The sequence below is a fragment of the Pseudoduganella namucuonensis genome (assembly GCF_900116645.1).
GTDB classification, from domain to species: domain Bacteria; phylum Pseudomonadota; class Gammaproteobacteria; order Burkholderiales; family Burkholderiaceae_D; genus Rugamonas; species Rugamonas namucuonensis.
Map to the genome: position 1 here is coordinate 91,622 of NZ_FPBO01000009.1, position 22,539 is coordinate 114,160.

Consider the following 22,539-nt stretch of genomic DNA (forward strand, 5'->3'; position numbering starts at 1 on the left):
ATGACTATCCATCCCGTCCGCCACGGACTGCGCCGCAAACTTCTGGCCGTGCTGGTCGCCGCCTGCTACACCAACTCCTACGCCAACCCCACAGCACCGCAAGTCATCGCGGGCCAGGCCAGCTTCCAGCAGCAGGGCAATCTGTACTCGATCACGAACACGCCCAACGCCATCATCAACTGGCAAAGCTTCTCGATCAGCCCGAACGAGGTCACGCGCTTCATCCAGCAGAACGGCGACAGCCGGGTGCTGAACCGCATCGTCGGGCAAGACCCCAGCAAGATCCTGGGCGCGCTGCAGTCGAACGGCAAGGTCTACCTGATCAACCCCAACGGCGTCCTGTTCGGCAAGGACGCGCGGGTCGACGTCAACGGCCTGGTGGCCTCCACCCTGGCGATCTCGAACACCGACTTCCTGGCGGGGCGGCACAACTTCGGCGGCGACGGCGCCGGCAAGGTGGTGAACCAGGGCGCCATCGTCACGCCCAACGGCGGCCAGGTCTACCTGATCGCCTCCAGCGTCGAGAACAGCGGCGTGATCACCTCCCCGCAAGGGGACGTGGTGCTGGCGGCGGGCAAGAGCGTGCAGCTGGTCGATTCGGCCAACCCGGACGTGCACGTGGTGGTCTCGGCCCCGGCCGACCAGGCGCTGAACCTGGGCGACGTGGTGGCCGCCGGCGGCAGGATCGGCATCTACGGCGCGCTGGTGAACCAGCGCGGCGCGGTCAACGCCGACAGTGCCGTGCTGGGCGCCAACGGCAAGGTGGTGCTGAAATCCAGCGGCACCACGCAGCTGGACGCGGGCAGCCGCACCAGCGCCGTCAACAGCGCCGGCAAGGGCGGCGAGATCCAGCTGCTGGGCCAGCGCGTGGGCCTGGTGGACGACGCGGCGGTGGACGCCAGCGGCGCCACCGGCGGCGGCACGGTGCTGATCGGCGGCGACTACCAGGGCGGCAACAGCGCCGTGCCGCACGCGCAGCAGACTTATATCGCCGAGCGCGCCACGGTGCGCGCCGACGCGCTCGAGCGCGGCGACGGCGGCCGCATCATCGCCTGGAGCGACAACGCCACCCGCGTCTACGGCGGCCTGTCCGCGCGCGGCGGCGCGCGGGGCGGCGACGGCGGCCTGATCGAAACCTCGGGCCACTATCTGGACATGCAGGGCAGGGCCGACACCGGCGCGCCGCTGGGCAAGACCGGCACGCTGCTGCTGGACCCCACCAGCATCACCATCGTGCAGAACGCCGATAGCGGCAACGTCCAGGGCACCGGCAATGTGTACGCCGAGGTCGGCTCCTCCACCAGCAGCGAGATTTCCGCCAGCACGCTGGAGACCGCCCTAGCTAGTAACGACGTCACTCTCACCACCGCCAGCGGCAATGGCGGCACCGGCGACATTACCGTGTTCTATCCGGTCAACTGGTCCAGCAACAGAGGCCTGACCCTTACCGCCAACCGCCACATCAACGTCCAAGCGGCCATCTCGGGCAGCGGCGCCACCTCGTCGCTGGCGCTGAACGCCGGCACCGGCGGCAGCATCACGCAGAACAGCTCCGGCGCGCTGTCGGTCAACAGCCTGGCGCTGTCGGCGCCCTCGGGCGCGATCTCGCTGGCCACGGCCGCCAACACCATTCCCGGCACGGTCACCATCGCCGGCAGCGGCGCGGTCACCATCTCGGCGGCCAGCCTGACCTTGGGCGCCACCAGCCTGGCCGCCGGCACGCTGACCGCCTCCAGCACCTCGGGCAACCTCACCGCCACCGGCGGCATCACCACCACCAGCGGCAGCGTCAACCTCACCGCCGCCAGCGGCGGCACCTTGACCACGGGCGGCGCGATCTCGACCAGCGGCGGTTTCGTCACGCTGGGCGCCAACGCGATGACCCTGGGCGGCACCATCGCGGCCGGCTCGGGCTCCGTCACGCTGGCGCCCTTGAGCGGCAGCCAGTCCATCGCCATGGGCGGCAGCGCGGCCGACAGCGGCGGCGTGCTGGGCCTGAGCCAGGCCGAACTGCAGGGCATCACCACCTCGGGCGGGCTGACCATCGGCGACCACACGCTGTCCGGCGGCGGCGACCTGACCGTGTCGGGCGCGCTGGACTTGTCGAGCTCCGTCACCGGCGGCGCGCTGAACCTGTACGCGCCCAGCGGCGGCGACATCGACGTGCAGGGCGCGGTGACGGTCGGCGGCACGGCCGGCATCACGCTGCGCACCAGCCACACCGGCACCCAGCGCGTCTCCATCGGCAGCCCGGTGACCGCCTCCGGCGGCTGGCTGACGGCGCGCACCGGCAAGCTGACGCTGAACAGCACCTTGACCGGCAACATCGTCGAGGTCGAGACCGCCAACGACCTGGCGCTGGGCGGCACCGGCGACCCGTCCGGCGTGCTCACCATCGCCTCGGGCGACCTGTCCAAGCTGGTGGGCAACGAACTGCGCTTCTCCATCGACGACATCTACAATTCGGACGGCACCATCGCCATCACCGGCGAGCTCAGCACCAGCGGCGGGCTGCGCCTGTACGCGCCGGGCGGCACCACGGCCACGGCGGCGGTGTCGGTGGGCGGCAAGTTCACGCTCGCCAACGGCGACTGGACCCAGAACGAGACGAGCCTGCCGGCCTTCAGCGCCGGCAATTTCGTGCTCACCGGCGGCAACTTCGTGCGCGTGACGGGCGGCGACGGTAGCTCCGGTTCGCCGTACGAAATCGTCGACCTGTACGGCCTGCAGGGCGCGGACGGTAGCCTGAACAGCGCCCACTACATCCTGAAAAACAACATCGATGCCTCCGCCACCAGCGGCTGGAACAGCGGCGCCGGCTTCGCGCCGATCGGCAATAGCGACTACTCCTACCACGGCACCTTCGACGGCAACGGCAAGACCATCTCCAACCTGTTCATCAACCGCCCGTCCAGCGACGGCGTCGGCTTGTTCAGCTACCTGGGCAGCGGCACCATCAAGGACCTGACCCTGTCCGGCGGTTCGGTGACGGGCGACACCAACGTCGGCGCGCTGGTGGGCTACTCCGGCAATCTCTCCGGCGCCGTGCAGAACGTGCGCAGCAGCATGGCGGTCAGCGGCCAGAACGAGGTGGGCGGGCTGGTCGGCTTCAGCCACGCCGCCATCTCCGGTTCCAGCGCGACCGGCGCCGTCACCGGGCTGAGCGGCACCGGCACCGCCAACGTGGGCGGCCTGGTCGGCACCAACATCGGCAGCATCACCCAGTCCTTCGCCACCGGTTCGGTGTACAGCGCACGCTACAACGTGGGCGGGCTGGTCGGCGACAACTACGACGGCGCCAGCATCACCAATTCCTACGCCACCGGCCAGGTCAGCGGCGGCAACGGCGTGGGCGGTTTGGCCGGCTGGAACGAGGGCACGGTCAACAATGTCTTCGCGACCGGCAACGTGATCGGCAACGAGGACGACGGCTCCGTGCCCTCGTCGTATATCGGCGGCCTGGCGGGCGCGCAGTTCGGCAGCTTCAGCAACGCCTACAGCACGGGAAGCATCACCAACGGCGGTTTCAGCTTCGCCCACGCGGCGTTCGGCGACGCCGACGGTGTGCACTCCCACATCTTCTACAACTCGAGCAACACCGGCCTGACCGACGCCAACGCCACCGGCCTGACCTCCACGCAGATGATGCAGCAGGCCAGCTTCAGCGGCTTCGATTTCGCCTCCAACTGGCGCATCTACGACGGCAGCACCACGCCGCTGCTGAAGGCCTTCCTGTCGCCGCTGACCGTCACGCTAACCGGCGGCACCGTCAGCAAGACCTACGACGGCAACGCGACGCCGCTGGACGCCGTGATCGGCTATTCCGGCTTCCTCGACGGCGACACCAGCGTCAGCGGCACCCTGGGCTGGCACAACAGCGGCCTGCACGCGGGCAGCTATATGCCCACCGGCCAGTACTCCACCAAGTACGACATCAGCTACACCGGCGCCACCACGCTGATGGTGGCGCAGCGGCCCGTGACGGGCACCGTCACCTGCACCTCCACCTGCGCCAAGACCTACGACGGCACGCTGAACGTCACCGGCTCGCCGAGCACGTCGATCACCAACGTCATCACGGCCGACAGCGGCAACATCTCGCTGACCGGCTCGGCCACCTACCAGACCAAGACCGCCGGCACCGGCAAGCCGCTGAACCTGAGCCTGTCGCTGACGGGCAGCGCGGCCCCGGACTACACGCTCTCCAGCTACAGCGGCACCGGCGACATCCTGCAGGCGCCGCTGACCGTGACGGGGCTGACCGCGATCAACCGGGCCTACAACGGCGGCACCGCCGTCACGCTGAACAACGGCAGCGCCACGCTGTGCTGCGCCGTCAGCGGCGACTCGATCAGCGTCGCGGTGTCCACCACCGGCTTCTCCAATTTCGCCGACAAGAACGTGGGCACCGCCAAGGCGGTCACCGTGCAGAGCGGCGCGTTCACGCTGTCCGGCGCCGACGCCCCCAACTACGCCGTCACGCCGCCCACCACGCTGACCGCCAACATCGCCGCCGCGCCGCTCACGGTGAGCGGCATCGCCGGGGTGTCGCGCGTGTACGACGCCAGCACCGCCGCCTCGGTGTCCGGCACCGCCTCCCTGAGCGGCATCATCGGATCGGACGTGGTCAGCGTCGGCTCCATCGGCAGCGGCACCTTCGCCACCAAGAACGTCGGCACCGCGAAAGCCATCACCCTGTCCGGCGGCGCCTTCACCTTGACCGGGACCGACGCCGGCAACTACAGCGTGACGGCGCCCACCGGCCTGAGCGCCAACGTCACGGCGGCGACGCTGGCCATCTCGGGCGTGTCCGCCACCAACCGGACCTATAACGCCACCACCGCCGCGCCGCTGACCGGCACCCCGGCGCTGTCCGGCGTGCTGGGATCGGACGTGGTGAACCTCGGCTCCGACCTCACCACCAGCACCTTCGCCACCAAGAACGTGGGCTTCAACAAGGCCATCACGGTGCCGTCCGGCGCGTTCAGCATCAGCGGCACGGACGCCTCCAACTACACGCTGACGCCGCTCACCGGCCTGCAGGCCAACGTGCTGCACGCGGACCTGACGGTGTCCGGCATGACGGCCGCCAACCGCGTCTACAACATGCTCACGGCCGCCACCGCCAGCGGCGGCACGCTGGTCGGCGTCCAGGGCGGCGACGTGGTCGCGCTGGGCACGGTGGCCGCCTCGTTCGCCGACAAGAACGTGGGCACGGCCAAGCCGGTCACGGTCGACAGCGTGGCGCTGACCGGCGCCGACGCCGGCAACTACACGGTGACCCGGCCCACCGACCTGACCGCCAACATCACCCCGGCCATCCTCAGCATCAACGGCATCAGCGCCGACAGCCGCGTCTACAACGCGCTGACCAACGCCACCACCACCGGCGGCACGCTGGCCGGCATCCTGGGCAGCGAGGTGGTCACGCTCGACAGCCTGAGCGCGGCCTTCGCCGACAAGAACGTCGGCAGCGCCAAGCCGGTGACCGTTTCCGGCATCGTGCTGGGCGGCGCGGACGCCGGCAACTACACGGCCACCGCGCCCACCGGCCTGAGCGCCGACATCACCGCCGCCGCGCTGCTGGTCAACGGCATCAGCGCCATCAGCCGCGTGTACGACGCCACCACGGCGGCCGGCCTGACCGGCACCGGCTCGCTGTCCGGCGTGCTGGGCTCGGACAGCGTCAGCCTGAACTCGGTGCTCAACACCAGCACCTTCGCCGACAAGCACGTCGGCACCGCCAAGGCCGTGACGGTGCCGGGCGGCGCCTTCACCCTGAGCGGCACGGACGCCGCCAACTACAGCCTGACCCCGCTGACCGGCCTGACCGCCGACATCACGCCGGCCACGCTGAGCGTGAGCGGCCTGTCGGCCACCAGCCGCGTCTACAACACGCTGACGGCGGCGGCCACCAGCGGCGGCAGCCTGGCCGGCGTGCTGGGCGGCGACAGCGTCTCGCTGGGCGCGGTGACGGCCGATTTCAGCGACAAGCACGTCGGCACCGAAAAGACGGTCACCGTCTCGAACATCGTGCTGGGCGGCGCCGACGCCACCAACTACACGATCACGCTGCCCACCGGCCTGGAGGCCAACATCACGCCGGCCGCGCTGACCGTCAGCGGCGGCGCCGAAAACCGCGTCTACAACGCGTTGACCGACGCCACCATCAGCAGCGGCAGCCTGTCCGGCGTGCTGGGCGCCGATTCGGTGGGCGTGGGCGCCGTGTCGGCCAGCTTCGCCGACAAGAACGTGGGCGCGGCCAAGCCGGTCACGGTGTCCAGCATCACCCTGAGCGGCGCGGACGCCGGCAACTACACCATCGGCCTGCCCACCGGCCTGACGGCCAGCATCACGCCGGCCTCGCTGTCGGTCAGCGGCCTGAGCGCCAACAACAAGGTGTACGACGCGCTGACCACGGCCGGCACCACCGGCGGCAGCCTGTCCGGCGTGCTGGGCAGCGACACCGTCGCCATGGGCGCCGTCACCGCCAGCTTCGGCGACAAGCACGTGGGCACGGCGAAACCTGTCACCGTGGCCGCCATCTCGCTGAGCGGCACGGACGCCGGCAACTACACGGTGGTCACGCCGTCCGGCCTGAGCGCGGACATCACGGCGCGCCCATTGGCCACCTGGACCGCTGTGGGCAGCGGCCTGTGGAGCACGGCCTCGAACTGGCAGGACGGCGTGGCGCCGGAGGGCGCCAACGTGCTGGCCGCCTCGCTGCCGAACGCCTCCGGTACCGTCACCTACGACAGCGGCGGCACCACGTTGCAGACGCTGACCGCGACCGGCGGCCAGGCGCTGGCCATCACCGGCGGCGCGCTGACCCTGGGCACGGCTGGCAGCCACGCGTCGACCGTCAACAACCTGTCGATCGCCAACGGCGGCCTGCAACTGATCGGCACGCTGAGCAGCAACGCGGTAGCGATGACGGGCGGTACGCTGAGCGGCAGCGGCTCCGCCGCGATCGGTTCGCTGACCCTGAGCGGCGGCACCATCACCGGCCTGTCCGCGCTGGGCGTCACCAACCACTACACGCAGAGCGGGGGCGGCATCGCCATCAGCGGGGCGCTGAGCATCCAGGAGAACTCGGGCAACCTCAGCGTGGGCAGCATCGCCGCGCCCACCGGCATCTCGCTCAGCGTGACCGAGGGCGGCGCCATCACCCAGACCGGCGCGATCACCACCAACGCGCTCAGCGTCACGGCCCAGAACGGCGTCAACCTGAATAGCAGCGCCAACCACGTGCTGGCCTTCACCGGCAGCAACAGCGGCAGCGGCGGCATCACGCTGTTCAACACCCTGAGCGGCAGCGACCAGCTGACACTGGGCAACGTCAGCACCAGCGGCGGCAACTTGACGATCGACAACGTGGGCGGCATTATCGCCGCCGGCGCGCTGCAGGCGGGCGGCGCCGTGTCGCTGACCGCGCACAGTCCCATCACGGTGACCGGCACCATCGACGGCAACAGCATCAGCCTGGACGCCAGCACCGGCATCACGCTGGGCGCCGGCTCGGGCCTGACGGCGGTGAACAATATCGCGATGACGGCCGGTAGCGGCATCGACGTGGGCGGCACCGTGACCAGCACCGCCGGCAACATCAACCTGGTGGCGCAGACCGGCAACATCACGGTCACCAACGGGCCGAACAACTTCAGCAGTAGCGGCCCGGTGACGCTGACGGCGACCGGCGGCTCGGTGTCGGCGCCGCCGTCGGCCTTCGCCCCCGGCACCACGTCCGTGGTGAACGACGGCGCGGCGGCTGCCGAGGCGGCGGCCAAGGCGGCAGAGGAAGCAGCCGCCAAAGCGGCGGCGGACGCCGCGGCCAAGAAGGCCGCGGAGGAGGCGGCCGCGAAGGCGGCCGAGGAGGCGGCCGCCAAGGCGGCGGCGGAAGCGGCCGCGAAGAAGGCGGCGGAGGAGGCCGCGGCCAAGGCTGCGGCGGAGGCCGCGGCCAAGAAGGCGGTGGAGGAGGCGGCGGCCAAGGCGGCAGAGGAAGCGGCCGCCAAGGCGGCGGCGGAGGCCGCGGCCAAAGCGGCGGCGGAGGCCGCGGCCAAGGCGGCGGCGGAAGCGGCGGCCAAGGCGGCGGAAGAGGCCGCTGCGAAGGCGGCGGCGGAAGCGGCGGCCAAGGCGGCGGAAGAGGCTGCGGCCCAGGCGGCGGCGGAGGCGGCCGCCAAGGCCGCGGCGGAAGCGGCGGCGAAGGCGGCCGAGGAAGCGGCGGCCCAGGCGGCGGCGGAAGCGGCGGCCAAGGCGGCGCAAGAGGCGGCGGCCAAGGCGGCCGCGGAGGCGGCGGCGAAAGCCGCCGCCGAGAAGGCGGCCGCCGACGCGGCGGCGAAGGCGGCGGCCGACGCCGCGGCCAAGGCCGCCGCGGATGCGGCCGCGAAGGCCGCGGCGGAAGCGGCCGCCAAAGCCGCGGCGGAGGCCGCCGCCAAGGCCGCCGCCGAGGCGGCGGCGAAAAAGGCGGCCGAGGAAGCCGCGGCCAAGGCCAGCCAGAACAACAACCAGGAGCCGGTGGCGCAGGCGATCAGCTCCACCGTCAACATCATCAACGCCTCGGTCAACGCCGCCAGCGGCGCCGGCGACGGCCTGGCGTCCACCTCCGGCACGGGTGGCGGCGGCTCGGGCGGCGGTTCCGCCAGCGCCAGCACCAGCGGCCCGGCGGCGCAGGAAGACGCGAAGAGCGATAAAAAGGAAGAGAGCAAGGATGGCGCAGCCAGCAAGGACAGCGGAGTCAAGAAAGACGAGCCCGTCAAGAAAATGTATTGCAATTGACGGCCGGCGGCGCCGCGCCGGGCTGGCGCTGGGCGCGCTTTGCGCCCTCGGCGCCCTGGGCGCGGCCGTTCCGGCCCATGCCGGCCAGGTGGCCGGCAGGGTCACGCAACTGAGCGGCGCCATGACGGCGCAGCAGCCGGGCTCCGCGCCGCGCGCGCTGGCGCCGCAATCGGAGGTGCAGGCCGGCGACACACTGGCGACCGGCCGCGACGCCTATGCCTTGGTGCGCTTCATCGACCAGAGTGAAATGGCGCTCAAGCCCGCCACCACCTTGAAGGTGGAGCAGTTCGTGTTCGACAACGCCTTGCCGGACAACGACAGCGCCGGCTTCCGGCTGGTCAAGGGCGGGCTGCGCTCGGTCACCGGCCTGCTGGGCCAGCGCAACAAGGAGCGCTTCGCGCTGAAGACGCCCAGCGCCACCATCGGCATCCGCGGCACCACGTTTTTCCTGGAGTACCTGGCGGGCGACGAGGCGGCCGCCGGCCTCGCCTCGGCCAGCCCGCTGGAGCCGGGACTGCACGTGTACGTGGGCGAGGGCGGCCTGTCGCTGGTGAACCAGGCGGGCGTGTTCCGCTACGACGCCGGGCAGTTCGGCTACTTCAAGGACGAGGCGACCGCGCCGGTGAAGATGCCGAGCAATCCCGGCATGCGCTTCGATTTGCCGCCGGGCTTCGGCCCCGCGACGCTGCCGCCCAAATTGTGAAGCGCCGTCGCTACAATGTCATGACATTTCAAATAAGCACTATGTGTTGCATCCGTGATAGCATGTCGCCCGTGCGCTGTGTGTCATTCGGACCCTAAATTTCCCCCGATCATCTGCAAAGATGGGGATTTTTGGCCGTCCTGAGTAATAATTCCATATAAGCAGCACTGTGCCGGTGCTGTTCCTTATGGCCCAGCATCAGAACAACCCCAAGAGCCGATACATGAACAAACAACTAGCGCGCTTTTTTGCAGGCACCCTGCTCGCCGCCGCGGTGAGCGCTGCCTGGTCCGCCGAGGCCGACGATGGCGTGGTCCGCTTCGAAATCTCCCGCTTCAACGTCACCGGCAACACGCTGCTGCCGCCCGCCGAGGTGGAGCGGCTGCTGCAGCCCTTCGCCGGCAAGCGGCGCGACTTCGGCGACGTGCAGCGCGCGCTGGAGGCGCTGGAGGCGGCCTTCCACGCGCGCGGCTACAACATCGTCACGGTCGAGCTGCCGGAACAGGAGCTCGACAAGGGCGAGGTGCGGCTGCGGGTGGTGGAGACCAAGATCGGGCGCGTCAATGTCAAGGGCAACCAGCATTTCGACGAGGCCAACGTGCGGCGCGCGCTGCCCGACCTGCGCGAGGGGATCACTCCGGACCTGAGGCAGGTCTCGGCCGGCCTGCGCCTGGCCAACGACAATCCGGCGCGCAAGATCGCGCTCAAGCTGCAAAGTAGCGACACCGACGGCGAGGTCGACGCCGGGCTGGAGGTGACGGACGAGAATCCGTGGAAGGCCATGCTCAACGCCGACAACACCGGCACCGACTCCACCGGCAAGACGCACCTGGGCTTCATCCTGCAGCACGCCAACCTGTGGGGGCTGGACCACGTGGCCACCCTGCAGTACACCACCACCGCCGAGAAGCCGGGCCGCGTCAAGGTGTATGGCGTGGGCTACCACATTCCCCTGTACGGCCTGGGCGACGCCATCGACCTGTTCGGCAGCTATTCGAACGTGGACTCGGGCACCATCACGGCCGGCGTGTTCGACCTGGCCGTCAGCGGCAAGGGCGCCGTGTACGGCGCGCGCTACACGCACAACCTGCCCAAGAGCGGCAACATCGATTCGCGCGTGGTGTACGGCGTGGACTACAAGGCGTTCAAGAACAGCGTGGTGCTGCTGGGCCAGGAGCTGGGCAACGACGTGACGGTGCATCCGCTGAGCGTGAACTATGTGCTCAACTGGAGCCAGGGCGTGACCGAGGCGGGCGCCTCCGCCACGCTGCTGTACAACATTTCCGGCGGCTCGCGCGGCGGCCAGGACGACTTCACCCGCGCGCGCGTCGGCGCCAAGGCAGGCTACAGCGCGCTGCGCCTGTCCGGCAGCTACGGCCGCACGCTGCCGAAAGACTGGCAGCTGCGCCTGATCGCCAACGCCCAGTACTCGCCGGACGCCCTGATCCCCGGCGAGCAGTTCGGCGCCGGCGGCGCCGGCTCGGTGCGCGGCTTCGGCGAGCGCGAGATTTCCAACGACAGCGGCGTCGGCGCCAACGCCGAGCTGTACACCCCCAACCTGTGCGGCGGCGGCAATTGGCAGTGCCGCGCGCTGGCGTTCTACGACACCGCCTACGTCAAGCGCAACCACGCGCTGGCCGGCGAACTGACCAGCACCTCGATCGGCAGCGTGGGCCTCGGCCTGCGTCTCCTGCTGTCCACCTACATCAATCTGCAACTGGACTACGGCCACGTGGTCCACGCCGGCGCGACCGGCCGCGATGGCGCCAACCGTCTGCATGTGCGATTGGGCCTGTCCTACTGAGCGAAATCAAGATGAAGAAAAGCGTATACGTCCCGCGTCCCCTGAACCTGAAGCGCAAACTGATGGCCGCGATGGTGGCCGCCTGCTACGGCCTGGCCCAGGCCAATCCCCTGGCGCCGCAAGTGGTGGCCGGGCAGGCCGTGTTCAACCAGCAGGGCAATGTGTTCTCGATCACGAACACGCCCAACACCATCATCAACTGGCAAAGCTTCTCGATCAGCCCGAACGAGGTCACGCGCTTCATCCAGCAGGGCGGCGACAGCCGGGTGCTGAACCGCATCACCGGCCAGGACCCGAGCAAGATCCTGGGCTCGCTGCAGTCGAACGGCAAGGTCTACCTGATCAATCCCAACGGCGTCCTGTTCGGCAAGGACGCGCGGGTCGACGTCAACGGCCTGGTGGCGTCCAGCCTGGCGATCTCGAACACCGACTTCCTGGCCGGACGGCACAACTTCGGCGGCGACGGTGCCGGCAAGGTGGTCAACCAGGGCGCCATCGTCACCCCCAACGGCGGCCAGGTCTACCTGATCGCGCCGAACGTGGAAAACAGCGGCGTGATCAACGCGCCGGGCGGCGAGGTGGTGCTGGCGGCCGGCAAGAGTGTGCAACTGGTCGATTCGGCCAACCCGGACGTGCACGTGGTGGTCTCGGCCCCGGCCGACCAGGCGCTGAACCTGGGCCAGGTGCTGGCCTCGGGCGGCCGGGTCGGCATCTACGGCGCGCTGGTGAACCAGCGCGGCGCGGTCAACGCCGACAGCGCGCAAGTGGGCGCCAACGGCAAGATCGTGCTGCGGGCCAGCGGCGCCACGACGCTGGGGGCGGGCAGCCGCACCAGCGCCGTCAACGGCGCGGGCAAGGGCGGCGAGATCCAGCTGCTGGGCGACACGGTCGCGCTGAACGGCGATGCGCGGGTCGACGCCAGCGGCGCGGCCGGCGGCGGCTCGGTGCTGGTGGGCGGCGACTACCAGGGCCGCAATGCGGCCGTGCCGAACGCGCGGCAAGTGTTCGTCGGCCAGGGCGCGCGCGTCGCGGCCGACGCCACCGCGCTGGGCGACGGCGGCAAGATCATCGTCTGGGGCGACCAGGCGGCGCGCGTGCACGGCGGCTTGTCGGCGCGCGGCGGCGCCCTGGGCGGCAACGGCGGCCTGGTGGAAACCTCCGGCCATCACCTGGACGTGACTGGCCTGCGCGTGGACACGCTGGCCGCCAAGGGCCGCGCCGGTCAGTGGCTGCTCGATCCCGAGGACATCGAAATCGACGCCAGCTACACCGGCGGCAACACGCTGGCCAATGTCGACGAATTCACCGACGCGCCCTCGACCGGGGTGAGCAAGATCAACCCCTCCGTGCTGAACGGCGCCACCAGCGACATCACGCTGCAGGCGCGCGACGAGATCACCTTCACCAGCCCGGTCAGCGTGAGCCAGTCGGGCGTGGGCATCACCGCGCAGGCGGGCGGCAACATCAACGTGGCGTCCACGCTGACCACCAACGACGGCGCCATCAAGCTCGAAGCCAACAGCGGCATCTACGCCAGCGGCAGCGGCGCGGTCAACGTGGCGGCGGTGGTCAACACCAACGGCGGCGACCTGTCGCTGAGCGGCGCCAGCGTGCAGGTGAACGCGGCGTTGCAGGTGCGCGAGGGCAATGTGGACCTGCGCGCCAACAAGGCCGGCGGCGGCATCACCATCGGCAGCGGCGGCAGCATCGCCGGCAACGTGTCGGCGGCCAGCGCGCCCGAGCGCCTGTTCTCCTTCATCGCCGACGACATCGCCATCGGGGGCGCCATAGACGGCGGCGGCGTGAGCGGCGACACCACGGTGTCCTTCCTGCCCTACACGGCCGGCCGCGCCATCCTGGTCGCCACCGGCAAGGACAGCGGCAAGCTGAGCCTGAGCCCGTCCGACCTGAACAACGTGTCCGCCTACGGCATCAACCTGGGCAGCAGCGGCCACACCGGCGGCATCACCGTGTCCCAGGCGCTGGCGCCGTCCGTGCGCAGCGTGTTCTTCGAGAGCCAGGGCGACATCAACATCAACGCCCAGGTCGCCACCAGCGCCACCGACGGCACGCTGTACGCGGGCACCTACGGCAGCGCCGCCAAGATCGCCTTCGGCAGCGGCGGCGGCTTCCAGGCCGCCAACGTCCTGCTGCGCGCGGACAACATGGAGCTGGGCAGCGCCACCGGCACCATCCAGGCGAACACGGTCAGCCTGAACACCTACAGCGCCGGCTCGGCGATCCAGCTGGGCGCCGGCGCGACCGGCTCCACCGGCACGCTGGTACTGACGGAGGACGAACTGCTGGCGATCACCGCGCCCACCGTGAAGATCGGCAACCAGGCCGACTACGAGGGGCCGCTGACGGTCGTGGGCGCGCTCAACCTGCATGACCGCGGCAGCGTCGCCAGCACCACCGCGACGCAGCTGCTGGAACTGTCCGGCGGCAGCATCGGCATCAATTCGGGCAGCGTGCTGGAAGTGGGCGGCGCGCTGGGCCTGGTGTCCACCGGCGTCGTCAACCAAGCCTCCGGCATCGTCACCGCGGGCAGCCTGTACGCCAGCGGCGACATCGTGACGCTGACCGGGGTCAACGACGTGGGCACCGTGGCGGGCACCGCGACCGGCGGCGCCTTCTCCTTCAACGCCGCGGCCGCGACGACGGTCGGCAGCGCCGGCGGCATCGGCGGCGTGAGCGCGACCGGACAGGTCTCCCTCTTCACGACCGGCGAGCTCACCGTGCAGCAGCCCGTCACCAGCGGCGACACCGTTTCGCTGATCGCCGGCTCCATCGTCATCGGCAACGCCGGCACGCCGTCCGCCGCCAGCGTCAGCGGCACCAGTGTCAGCGCGGTGGCCTCCACCGGAGGCCTGAGCCTGCTGAACGGGGCGAGCGTCACCGGCGCCGACGGCGTCAGCTACACCGCCGCCAACCTCTCGCTGGCGTCCGGCTCGTCCACCTCGGCGGCCAACGGCGCGATCAGCATCGTTTCCCACGCCTCGACCAATTTCCAGGCCGGAGCGGGGGCGACCGACGCCACCGGCGTCATGGCACTGGACAGCGCCGAACTGGGCACCCTCACGGCCCAGGACCTGAACCTGTCCAGCGTGGGCGCGATGACGATCAACGCGCTCGACCTGAGCGCCACCGGCCATATCGGCGACGCGCTGACCGTCTCCGCCAGCGGCGACGTGGCGCTGGCCGGGCCGGTGCGCAGCGTCGGCAACCTGACGGTCATCGCCGCCAACGGCACGCTGACGGGCGGCAGCCTGCTGACCGGCGACCTGGTGACCTTGAGCGGCAACAAGCTCATGCTCGACGGCGCCGGCTCCGGCGTGGTCGCCGCCGACGGCGTGGCCATCATCGGCCTGGCCGGCGCGCTGACCGTGGGCGCGGGCACGGCGGGCGCGGGAGGGCAGATCGGCCAGGCCTTCCTGCAAAACACCGACAGCGGCAACGTGACGGTGCAGGGCGCCGGCGCCATCACCATCGGCACGCTGGACCTGGGCGCGTCCAGCCTGGACGCGCTGTCCCTGCACGCGACCGGCGGCATCACGCAGACCGGCGCCGTCAGCGTGAACGAGCTGGCGCTCATGGCCACCTCGGGCGATGTCAACCTGACGCAGAACAACCAGATCAAGCGCCTCGCCGTGCTGAATTCCGGTTCCGGCGGCTTCACCCTGAAAAACACCGGCGACCTGGCGATCGCCCATGTCGTCGGCGTGTCCGGCGTCAGCGCCGCCGGCACCGTCACGCTCGACGTCGCCGGCTCCATCACCAACGGCGGCGGCACGATCAGCGCCGACACGCTGAACATGACCGCCACCGGCAGCATCGGCACGGCGGCCACGGCGCTGAACACCGAGGTTTCCAAGCTGAGCGCGGAAAGCACCGCGACCAGCGGCAACCTGCCCATCAACATCACCAACAACAGCGCGGGCGCTCCCGGTCCGCTGACGGTCTACAAGATGAAGGTGGTGAACGCCAACAGTGGCGCCGTCACGCTGAACAACTACGGCGCCACGGTGGTCGACGCGACAGGCGAGGTGAAATCCTTCAGCGGCAAGATCAAGATCGAGGCGCACAGCCCGTTGACCATCAACGGCGTGGTGTCCACCGAAACGGGCGACATCGAGCTGGTCGCCGGTTCCAGCGCGTCCTCCGCCGACGTGCTCAGTTTCGCGCCCACCGCGCTGGTCAGCTCGACCAGCGGCAACGTGACGCTGGCCGCCGGCGCCGACATCCAGGGCGTGTCCTCGACCACCGTGCAGGCGGCGCCGGGCAAGCTGGTGCAGTACAACAACACCAACACGACGCCGACCACGGCGCCAACGGTCGCGCCGACCACGGCGCCGACCACCGCGCCGACCGTGGCCCCGACCGAGCCCCCCACCACCGCGCCGACGGTGGCGCCAACGACGGCACCGACCGTGGCTCCAACCACCGCGCCAACAGCGGCACCGACCGTGGCGCCGACGACCGCGCCGACCGTCGCGCCGACCGTGGCCCCCACTGTCGCGCCTACCGAAGCGCCGACCGTTGCGCCCACCGTGGCGCCGACGCAGCCGCCCACCGTGGCGCCAACCCAGGCGCCTACCGTGGCGCCAACGCAGGCACCGACCGAGGCGCCGACACAGGCCCCGACCCAGGCACCGACCGAAGCGCCAACGCAGGCGCCGACCCAGGCGCCAACGGAGCCTCCGACACAGGCGCCAACGCAGGCCCCAACCCAGGCGCCCACGCAAGCGCCAACCCAGGCTCCAACCCAGGCGCCAACGCAAGCGCCCACCCAAGCGCCCACGCAGGCGCCCACACAGGCGCCCACACAGGCGCCGAGCGCGGACATTTGCGTCATCGCGCCGAATTCGGCGCTGTGCCTGCTGATCAAGCCGCCGACGGCGGAGGAGCCGGTGAAACCGGTGTACGTGGCGGCGTCGCAGGCGATCGTGGTGATCAACGAGGCGCAGCCGCAGGTCGCGCAAACCGAAGTGGTCACGAAGGACCCGGTCGTCGCCACGAGCACCGGCGGCGCGGCGGCGACCTCCACCACGCCGGAGGAGAAGAAGGCGGAGGAGGCGAAGGAAGCGGTGAAAGATAGCAAGACGGAAGAAGACAAATCGGGGATAAAAAATGAACCTGTCAAAAAAATGTATTGCAACTAAGGCCCTGCTGCTGTTCGCTTTCTGGTCCAGCTGCGCGATCGCCATGGCCGCCCAGGTGGCCGGCACCGTCACCCAGCTGAGCGGGCCGCTGCTGGCCAAGAAGGCCAGCGGCACGGTGAAAATCCTGTCGCTGAAGTCGGAGGTGGAGAGCGGCGACACGCTGGTCACGGAAAAGAACACCTACGCCATGGTGAAGTTCATCGACAACAGCGAGATCACGCTGAAGCCGTCCACCACCTTCACCATCGACAACTTCGCCTTCGACAACGCCAAGCCGGACGACGACAACGCCAGCTTCAACCTGGTGAAGGGCGGCATGCGCTCGGTCAGCGGCCTGCTGGGCAAGCGCAACAAGGAGAAGTTCGCGCTGAAGACGCCGACCGCCACCATCGGCATCCGCGGCACCACCTTCATCGCCGACTTCGTGCCGGGCGAGGACACGGCGGTGGCCTCGCTGCGCGCCTACCTGAACGCCAGCACGGCGGCGCTGGGCGACAGCGCGCCGATCGCGCCGCTGCAACTGGCGCAGGGGCCGCTGCCGGTGCGTCCGCCGAGCGGACCGTCGCTGGCCCCCGGCCTGTACGTGCACGTTATCGATGGCCTGATCCGCGTCTCCAACCCGGCCGGCGCGTCCAACTTCAGCGCCGGCCAGTTCGGCTACACCCCCAACCCGAGGCTGCCGCCGGTCGTCGTGCCGACCAACCCCGGCATCCTGTTCACGCCGCCGCCATCGTTCTCCCAGTCGAGCGGAGCGGTCCAGCCCGGCGCCAATAGCCAGGCGAAGTCCAACCAGGTCGATTGCGAAGTACGCTGACCCGAGCAAGGCGCGGCGGCCACCCGGCCGTCGCGCGTCCCCCGCAATCCCGCCAGATCCACTCCGCGCGGCCCGCATCCGTGGTAAAAAGATGCTTGACCTTCCCATCGTTGGATGGTTGAACCTATGGCCAAGTAAGCTCACCGGAGTACCGCAATGCGCCAGTCCAGCATCCCATCGCCGCAGCCCATGCACAGCCTGTCGATCGACGTGGCCGGCATGAGCTGCGCCTCCTGCGTGGCGCGCGTGGAAAAGGCGCTGGCGGCCGTGCCCGGCGTGTCCAGCGCCAGCGTCAACCTGGCCACCGAGCGGGCCCAGGTCGAGTCCAGCGCGCCCATCGAATTCGAACCCCTGCGCGCCGCGCTGGACAAGGCCGGCTACGGCGCCAGCCTGCCCTCGTCGCCGGCGAGCGCCGCCGACACCGCCGGCGACGGCCACACGCCCGCCGGCGCGGCCGCCGGGGCGGCCGCCACCGGTCCGGCGCCGCAGTCCTCGGCCCTGTCCGGCGGGCGCGGCGTGCTCATGGCCGCGCTGCTGTCGCTGCCGCTGCTGGCGCCGATGGCGATGGACGGCCTGGGCTACCACCTGATGATCCCGGCCGCCATCCAGCTGGCGCTGGCCACGCCGGTGCAGTTCATGCTGGGCGCGCGCTTCTACCGCGCCGGCTGGCGCGCGTTGCGGGCGGGGACCGGCAATATGGACCTGCTGGTGGCCATCGGCACCAGCGCCGCCTATGGCCTCAGCGTGTACCAGATGCTGTCGCCCACCGGCAGCGCGCACAATCTGTACTTCGAGGCGTCGGCGGTGGTGATCACGCTGGTCCTGCTGGGCAAATGGCTGGAAGGGCGCGCGCGGCGGCAGGCGGCGTCCGCCATCCGCGCGCTGCAAAGCCTGCGGCCGGAGACGGCGCGGGTGCGGCGCGACGGCGCGGACCATGACCTGCCCGCCGCCCAGGTCAAGGTGGGGGACGTGGTGGTGGTGCGTCCCGGCGAGCGCATCGCCGTGGACGGCGTGGTGATCGAGGGCGCCAGCGACGTCGACGAGTCACTGCTGACCGGCGAAAGCCTGCCCGTGGCGCGCCACGTGGGAGACCGCGTCACCGGCGGCGCCATCAACGGCGACGGCCTGCTGCTGGTGCGCACCGCCGCGGTGGGCGCCGAGACCACGCTGGCGCGCGTGATCCGGCTGGTGGAGGAGGCGCAGGGCGCCAAGGCGCCGGTGCAGCGGCTGGTGGACAAGGTCAGCGCGGTGTTCGTGCCTGTGGTGCTGGCGCTGGCCGCGCTGACGCAGGCTGGCTGGTGGTTCGGCACCGGCGATATCGAACGCGCGGTGATCAACGCGGTGGCGGTGCTGGTGATTGCCTGTCCCTGCGCGCTGGGCCTGGCGACGCCCGCCGCCATCATGGCCGGCACCGGCGTGGCCGCGCGCCACGGCATCCTGATCAAGGACGCCACCGCGCTGGAACTGGCGCATGGCATCACCACCGTGGTGTTCGACAAGACCGGCACCCTCACGCAGGGCAGGCCGGCGCTGACGGCGCTGATCCCGCACGGCGCGGACGAGGCGCGCCTGCTGCGACTGGCCGCCGCCATGCAGCGCGGCAGCGAGCACGCGCTGGGACGCGCGGTGCTGGAGGCCGCCGCCGCCCGCGCGGCCGCCCACGCCGAGGGCGCGTGGATAGGGGACGGCCAGCCCGGCGCCGCCGCGCCCGGGCTGACGGCCAACGGACTGACCGCGCTGCCCGGCAGGGGCATCTCGGCCAGCGTGGACGGCCTGCCGCTGCTGCTGGGCAGTACGCGGCTGATGCGGGAGCAGCACATCGACCTGTCGCCGTTGGCGGCGCAGGCGGCCGAGCTGGAGGGCGCCGGCAACACCGTCTCCTGGCTGGCCGACGGCGCGCGCCACCAGTTACTGGGGCTGCTGGCCTTCGGCGACCCGCTCAAGCCGACGGCCATGAGGGCGGTGGAGCGGCTGCACGCGCGCGGCATCGCCACCGTCATGCTCACCGGCGACAACCAGGGCGCGGCGGACGCCGTGGCCCGCGCCTTGAACGTGGGCGCCACCGCCGCCAACCTGCTCCCGGACGACAAGACCGGCAGGATCGCGGAGCTCAAGGCGGAGGGGCGCGTCATCGCCATGGTGGGTGACGGCATCAACGACGCGCCGGCGCTGGCGGCGGCCGACGTGGGCATCGCCATGTCCAGCGGCGCCGACGCCGCCATGCACGCGGCGGGCGTGACGCTGATGCGGGGCGACCCGGCGCTGGTGGCCGACGCCATCGACATCTCGCGCCGCACCTTCCGCAAGATCCGCCAGAACCTGTTCTGGGCCTTCGTCTACAACCTGGCCGGGATACCGCTGGCGGCGGCCGGCCTGCTCAATCCCATGGTGGCCGGCGGCGCGATGGCGCTCAGCTCCGTCAGCGTGATCTGCAACGCGCTGCTGCTGCGGCGCTGGAAGCCGGGGAGGGGCAAGCCATGAACATCGGCCAGGCGGCGAAGGCGAGCGGCGTCAGCGCCAAGATGATCCGCTACTACGAAAGCATAGGCCTGATGCGCGAGAGCGCGCGCACGGACTCGGGCTACCGCGTGTACGGCGACAAGGACCTGCACGCGTTGCGCTTCATCAAGCGCGCCAGGAGCCTGGGCTTCCCGCTGGAGCGCATCCGCGAGCTGCTGTCGCTGTGGCAGGACGGCGCGCGCGCCAGCGCCGACGTCAAGCGCATCGCACTGGCGCACGTGGATGAACTGGACCAGCGCATCCGCGAACTGACCGAGATGCGCGACACCCTCGCCACCCTGGCCGGCTGCTGCCACGGCGACCAGCGGCCGGATTGCCCGATTCTGCAAACCCTAGCCACGCCGGCATGACAAACGTATAATCGCGGCGTTTTGGTGCCCGCGCGCGAACTCCTCGCGCGCAGTTAAACGGGAAACACGAGCCGCTCGCGCGGCCAGGTGTGCTGCCCCCGCAACGGTAAGCAAGCGCCGTATTCGACGGCAGGCTGTCTCTCGACACCACTGTGCCATGGGCATGGGAAGGTGGGACGGTCCGACTTGCCAGCCCGGATACCGGCCAGGACGGGTGGAGGCGAAGGACGGCGACGTCCGGCGCCTCTGTTAGCAATCGCGCCTACGGGGAAGTGGGGAGGATTGCCGCTCCGTAGGAACATTCCATGTCTGATCGATACGCCGATGGCGCCGCGCGCGCCGTCGAACCCTTGCTGTATTCCCTTTCCACCCTGCTCATCGCGCTGTCCCCCGCCGCCGCGCAGGAAACCGCCGCCGCGGCCACCGCGTCGGTGCAGGTGCTGGGCCACTACGACAACGGAGTCGGCACCTCCGACGCGGCCAGCCAGGGCGTGGTCACCGCCGCCCTGATCGCCAACCGTCCCGCGCTGCGGCCCGGCGAACTGCTGGAGTTCGTGCCCGGCGTGATCGTCACCCAGCACAGCGGCGACGGCAAGGCCAACCAGTACTTCCTGCGCGGCTTCAACCTGGACCACGGCACCGATTTCGCCACCCACGTGGACGGCATGCCCGTCAACATGCGCACCCACGCGCACGGCCAGGGCTACACCGACCTGAACTTCCTGATCCCCGAACTGGTGGACCGCGTCAGCTACAAGAAGGGCACCTATTACGCCGACGAGGGCGACTTCTCGTCCGCGGGCGCGGCCCGCATGTCCATCGCCAACAAGGTAAAGGAAGGCACGGCCACCCTCGCCATGGGAGGGAACGACTACCTGCGCGGCCTGGTCGCCAACTCCATGCCGCTGGCCGGCGGCAACCTGCTGTACGCGCTGGAGCTGGCGCACAACGACGGCCCGTGGAGCACCCCCGAATCCTTTCGCAAGCAGGCCGGCGTGCTGCGCTACAGCGCCGGGGCCAGGGACAGCCAGTACAGCGTCACCGCCATGGCCTACAAGGGCGCATGGCACGCCAGCACCCAGATACCGCTGCGCGCCGTCGACAGCGCCGCCATGCGGCCCTACGACGCGGTCGATCCCAGCGACGGCGGCGACACCGCGCGCTACAGCCTCTCCTTCGACACCGTCCGCCGCAACGCGGACGGCCAGTTTCGCGCCACTGCCTATGCCGTGCGTTCCGACCTCACGCTATTCGGCAACTACACCTACTACCTGGACGATCCGGTCAACGGCGACCAGGCGCGCCAGACCGAGCGCCGCCGCATGCTGGGCTTCGACGTGGCCCAGACCTGGTTCGGCAAACTGGCGGGCATGGACATGAGCAACCGCGTCGGCCTGCAGGCGCGGCACGACGACATCGCCCCGCTGGCGCTGTACGCCACGTCGCGGCAGCGCGTGGTGCGCACCATCAGCGAATCGCGGGTGAAGGAGGGCAGCGCGGGCCTGTGGTTCGACAACACCCTGCAGTGGAACGACTGGCTGCGCACCGTGGCCGGCGCGCGCTACGACAGCTACCGCTTCGATGTGGCCAGCGACATCGCCGAGAACAGCGGCAAGGTGGACGCCCACATCGCCTCGCCCAAGCTGGCGGTGGTGCTGGGGCCATGGAACAAGACCGAGTTCTTCGTCAACGCCGGCGCAGGCTTCCACAGCAACGACGCGCGCGGCACCACCGTGCACCTGACGCCGAAGGAGCGCGAGCCCGCCGAGCCGGTCACGCCGCTGGTGCGCACGCGCGGCTCCGAGGTGGGCGTGCGCACGGAACTGGCGCCGGGCCTGCAAAGCTCGATCGCGCTGTGGCGGCTGCGTTCGGCCTCCGAGCTGGTGTTCTCCGGCGACGCCGGCGACACCGCGCCCAGCCGCGGCAGCCAGCGTTCCGGCGTGGAGCTGAACAACCACTACATCGCCAACAGCTGGCTGCTGTTCGACCTGGACCTGGCGTACTCGCGCGCCCGCTACACGGAAACCGACGCGGCGGGCGGCCACATCCCGGGCGCGGTCGGCAAGGTGGCCTCGTTCGGCGCCACGGTGCACGACCTGGGGCCGTGGTCCGGCGCCTTCCAGCTGCGCTACTTCGGCCCGCGCCCGCTGATCGAGGACGACAGCCGGCGCTCGGCCTCCAGCGCCATCGCCTACCTGCGCACCAGCTACAAGCTAAGCCGCCGCTGGCAGCTGTCGCTGGACATCTTCAACCTGTTCAACCGCCGCATCAACGACATCGACTACTACTACGCGTCGCGCCTGCCGGGCGAGCCGGCCGGGGGCGTGGAGGACATGCACTTCCATCCGGCCGAGCCGCGCTCCTACCGCCTGACGCTGAAGGCCGGCTTCTAAGCGGCGCTTCGGCCAGGC

8 protein-coding genes and 1 riboswitch are annotated in these 22,539 nt (G+C 70.5%); all 8 genes read left to right on the forward strand.

All coding sequences use genetic code 11. The features are described from left to right. The 8 genes from BM436_RS37040 to BM436_RS11980 all read left to right on the forward strand — a co-directional run bounded on the left by BM436_RS37040 (nucleotide 1) and on the right by BM436_RS11980 (nucleotide 22,521). The gene (locus tag BM436_RS37040) at nucleotides 1-8,775 is read left to right on the forward strand and encodes a YDG domain-containing protein (protein ID WP_218164842.1); all 8,775 of its coding nucleotides are present in this window, start codon (nucleotides 1-3) and stop codon (nucleotides 8,773-8,775) included. Nucleotides 8,776-8,863: 88 nt separating this feature from the next. Then, nucleotides 8,864-9,478 (forward strand): FecR family protein, encoded by a 615-nt coding sequence (locus BM436_RS11940; protein ID WP_229490088.1) that lies wholly within the window; start codon nucleotides 8,864-8,866, stop codon nucleotides 9,476-9,478. Between the two features lie 223 nt (nucleotides 9,479-9,701). Further along, nucleotides 9,702-11,282 carry a ShlB/FhaC/HecB family hemolysin secretion/activation protein gene (locus tag BM436_RS11945; protein WP_093555849.1) on the forward strand — a complete coding sequence of 527 codons (1,581 nt, stop codon included), beginning with the start codon at nucleotides 9,702-9,704 and terminating at the stop codon, nucleotides 11,280-11,282. Between the two features lie 11 nt (nucleotides 11,283-11,293). Then, nucleotides 11,294-16,444 (forward strand): beta strand repeat-containing protein, encoded by a 5,151-nt coding sequence (locus tag BM436_RS37525; protein ID WP_218164843.1) that lies wholly within the window; start codon nucleotides 11,294-11,296, stop codon nucleotides 16,442-16,444. Next, on the forward strand, nucleotides 16,413-17,258 hold the full coding sequence (locus BM436_RS11965; RefSeq protein WP_093555745.1) for a FecR family protein: 846 nt from the start codon (nucleotides 16,413-16,415) through the stop codon (nucleotides 17,256-17,258). The genes BM436_RS37525 and BM436_RS11965 overlap by 32 nt, the downstream gene beginning before the upstream one ends. 156 nt (nucleotides 17,259-17,414) lie before the next feature. Further along, the gene (locus BM436_RS11970) at nucleotides 17,415-19,739 is read left to right on the forward strand and encodes a heavy metal translocating P-type ATPase (RefSeq protein WP_229490098.1); all 2,325 of its coding nucleotides are present in this window, start codon (nucleotides 17,415-17,417) and stop codon (nucleotides 19,737-19,739) included. Continuing rightward, a complete protein-coding gene (cueR, locus tag BM436_RS11975; protein WP_093555746.1) occupies nucleotides 19,736-20,128 on the forward strand; it encodes a Cu(I)-responsive transcriptional regulator in 393 nt (130 codons plus the stop codon). The genes BM436_RS11970 and cueR overlap by 4 nt, the downstream gene beginning before the upstream one ends. Nucleotides 20,129-20,134: 6 nt before the next feature. Further along, nucleotides 20,135-20,352: riboswitch (cobalamin riboswitch) on the forward strand. Between the two features lie 81 nt (nucleotides 20,353-20,433). Continuing rightward, nucleotides 20,434-22,521 (forward strand): TonB-dependent receptor, encoded by a 2,088-nt coding sequence (locus tag BM436_RS11980; RefSeq protein WP_093555747.1) that lies wholly within the window; start codon nucleotides 20,434-20,436, stop codon nucleotides 22,519-22,521. The last annotated feature ends 18 nt before the right edge of the window (nucleotides 22,522-22,539 follow it).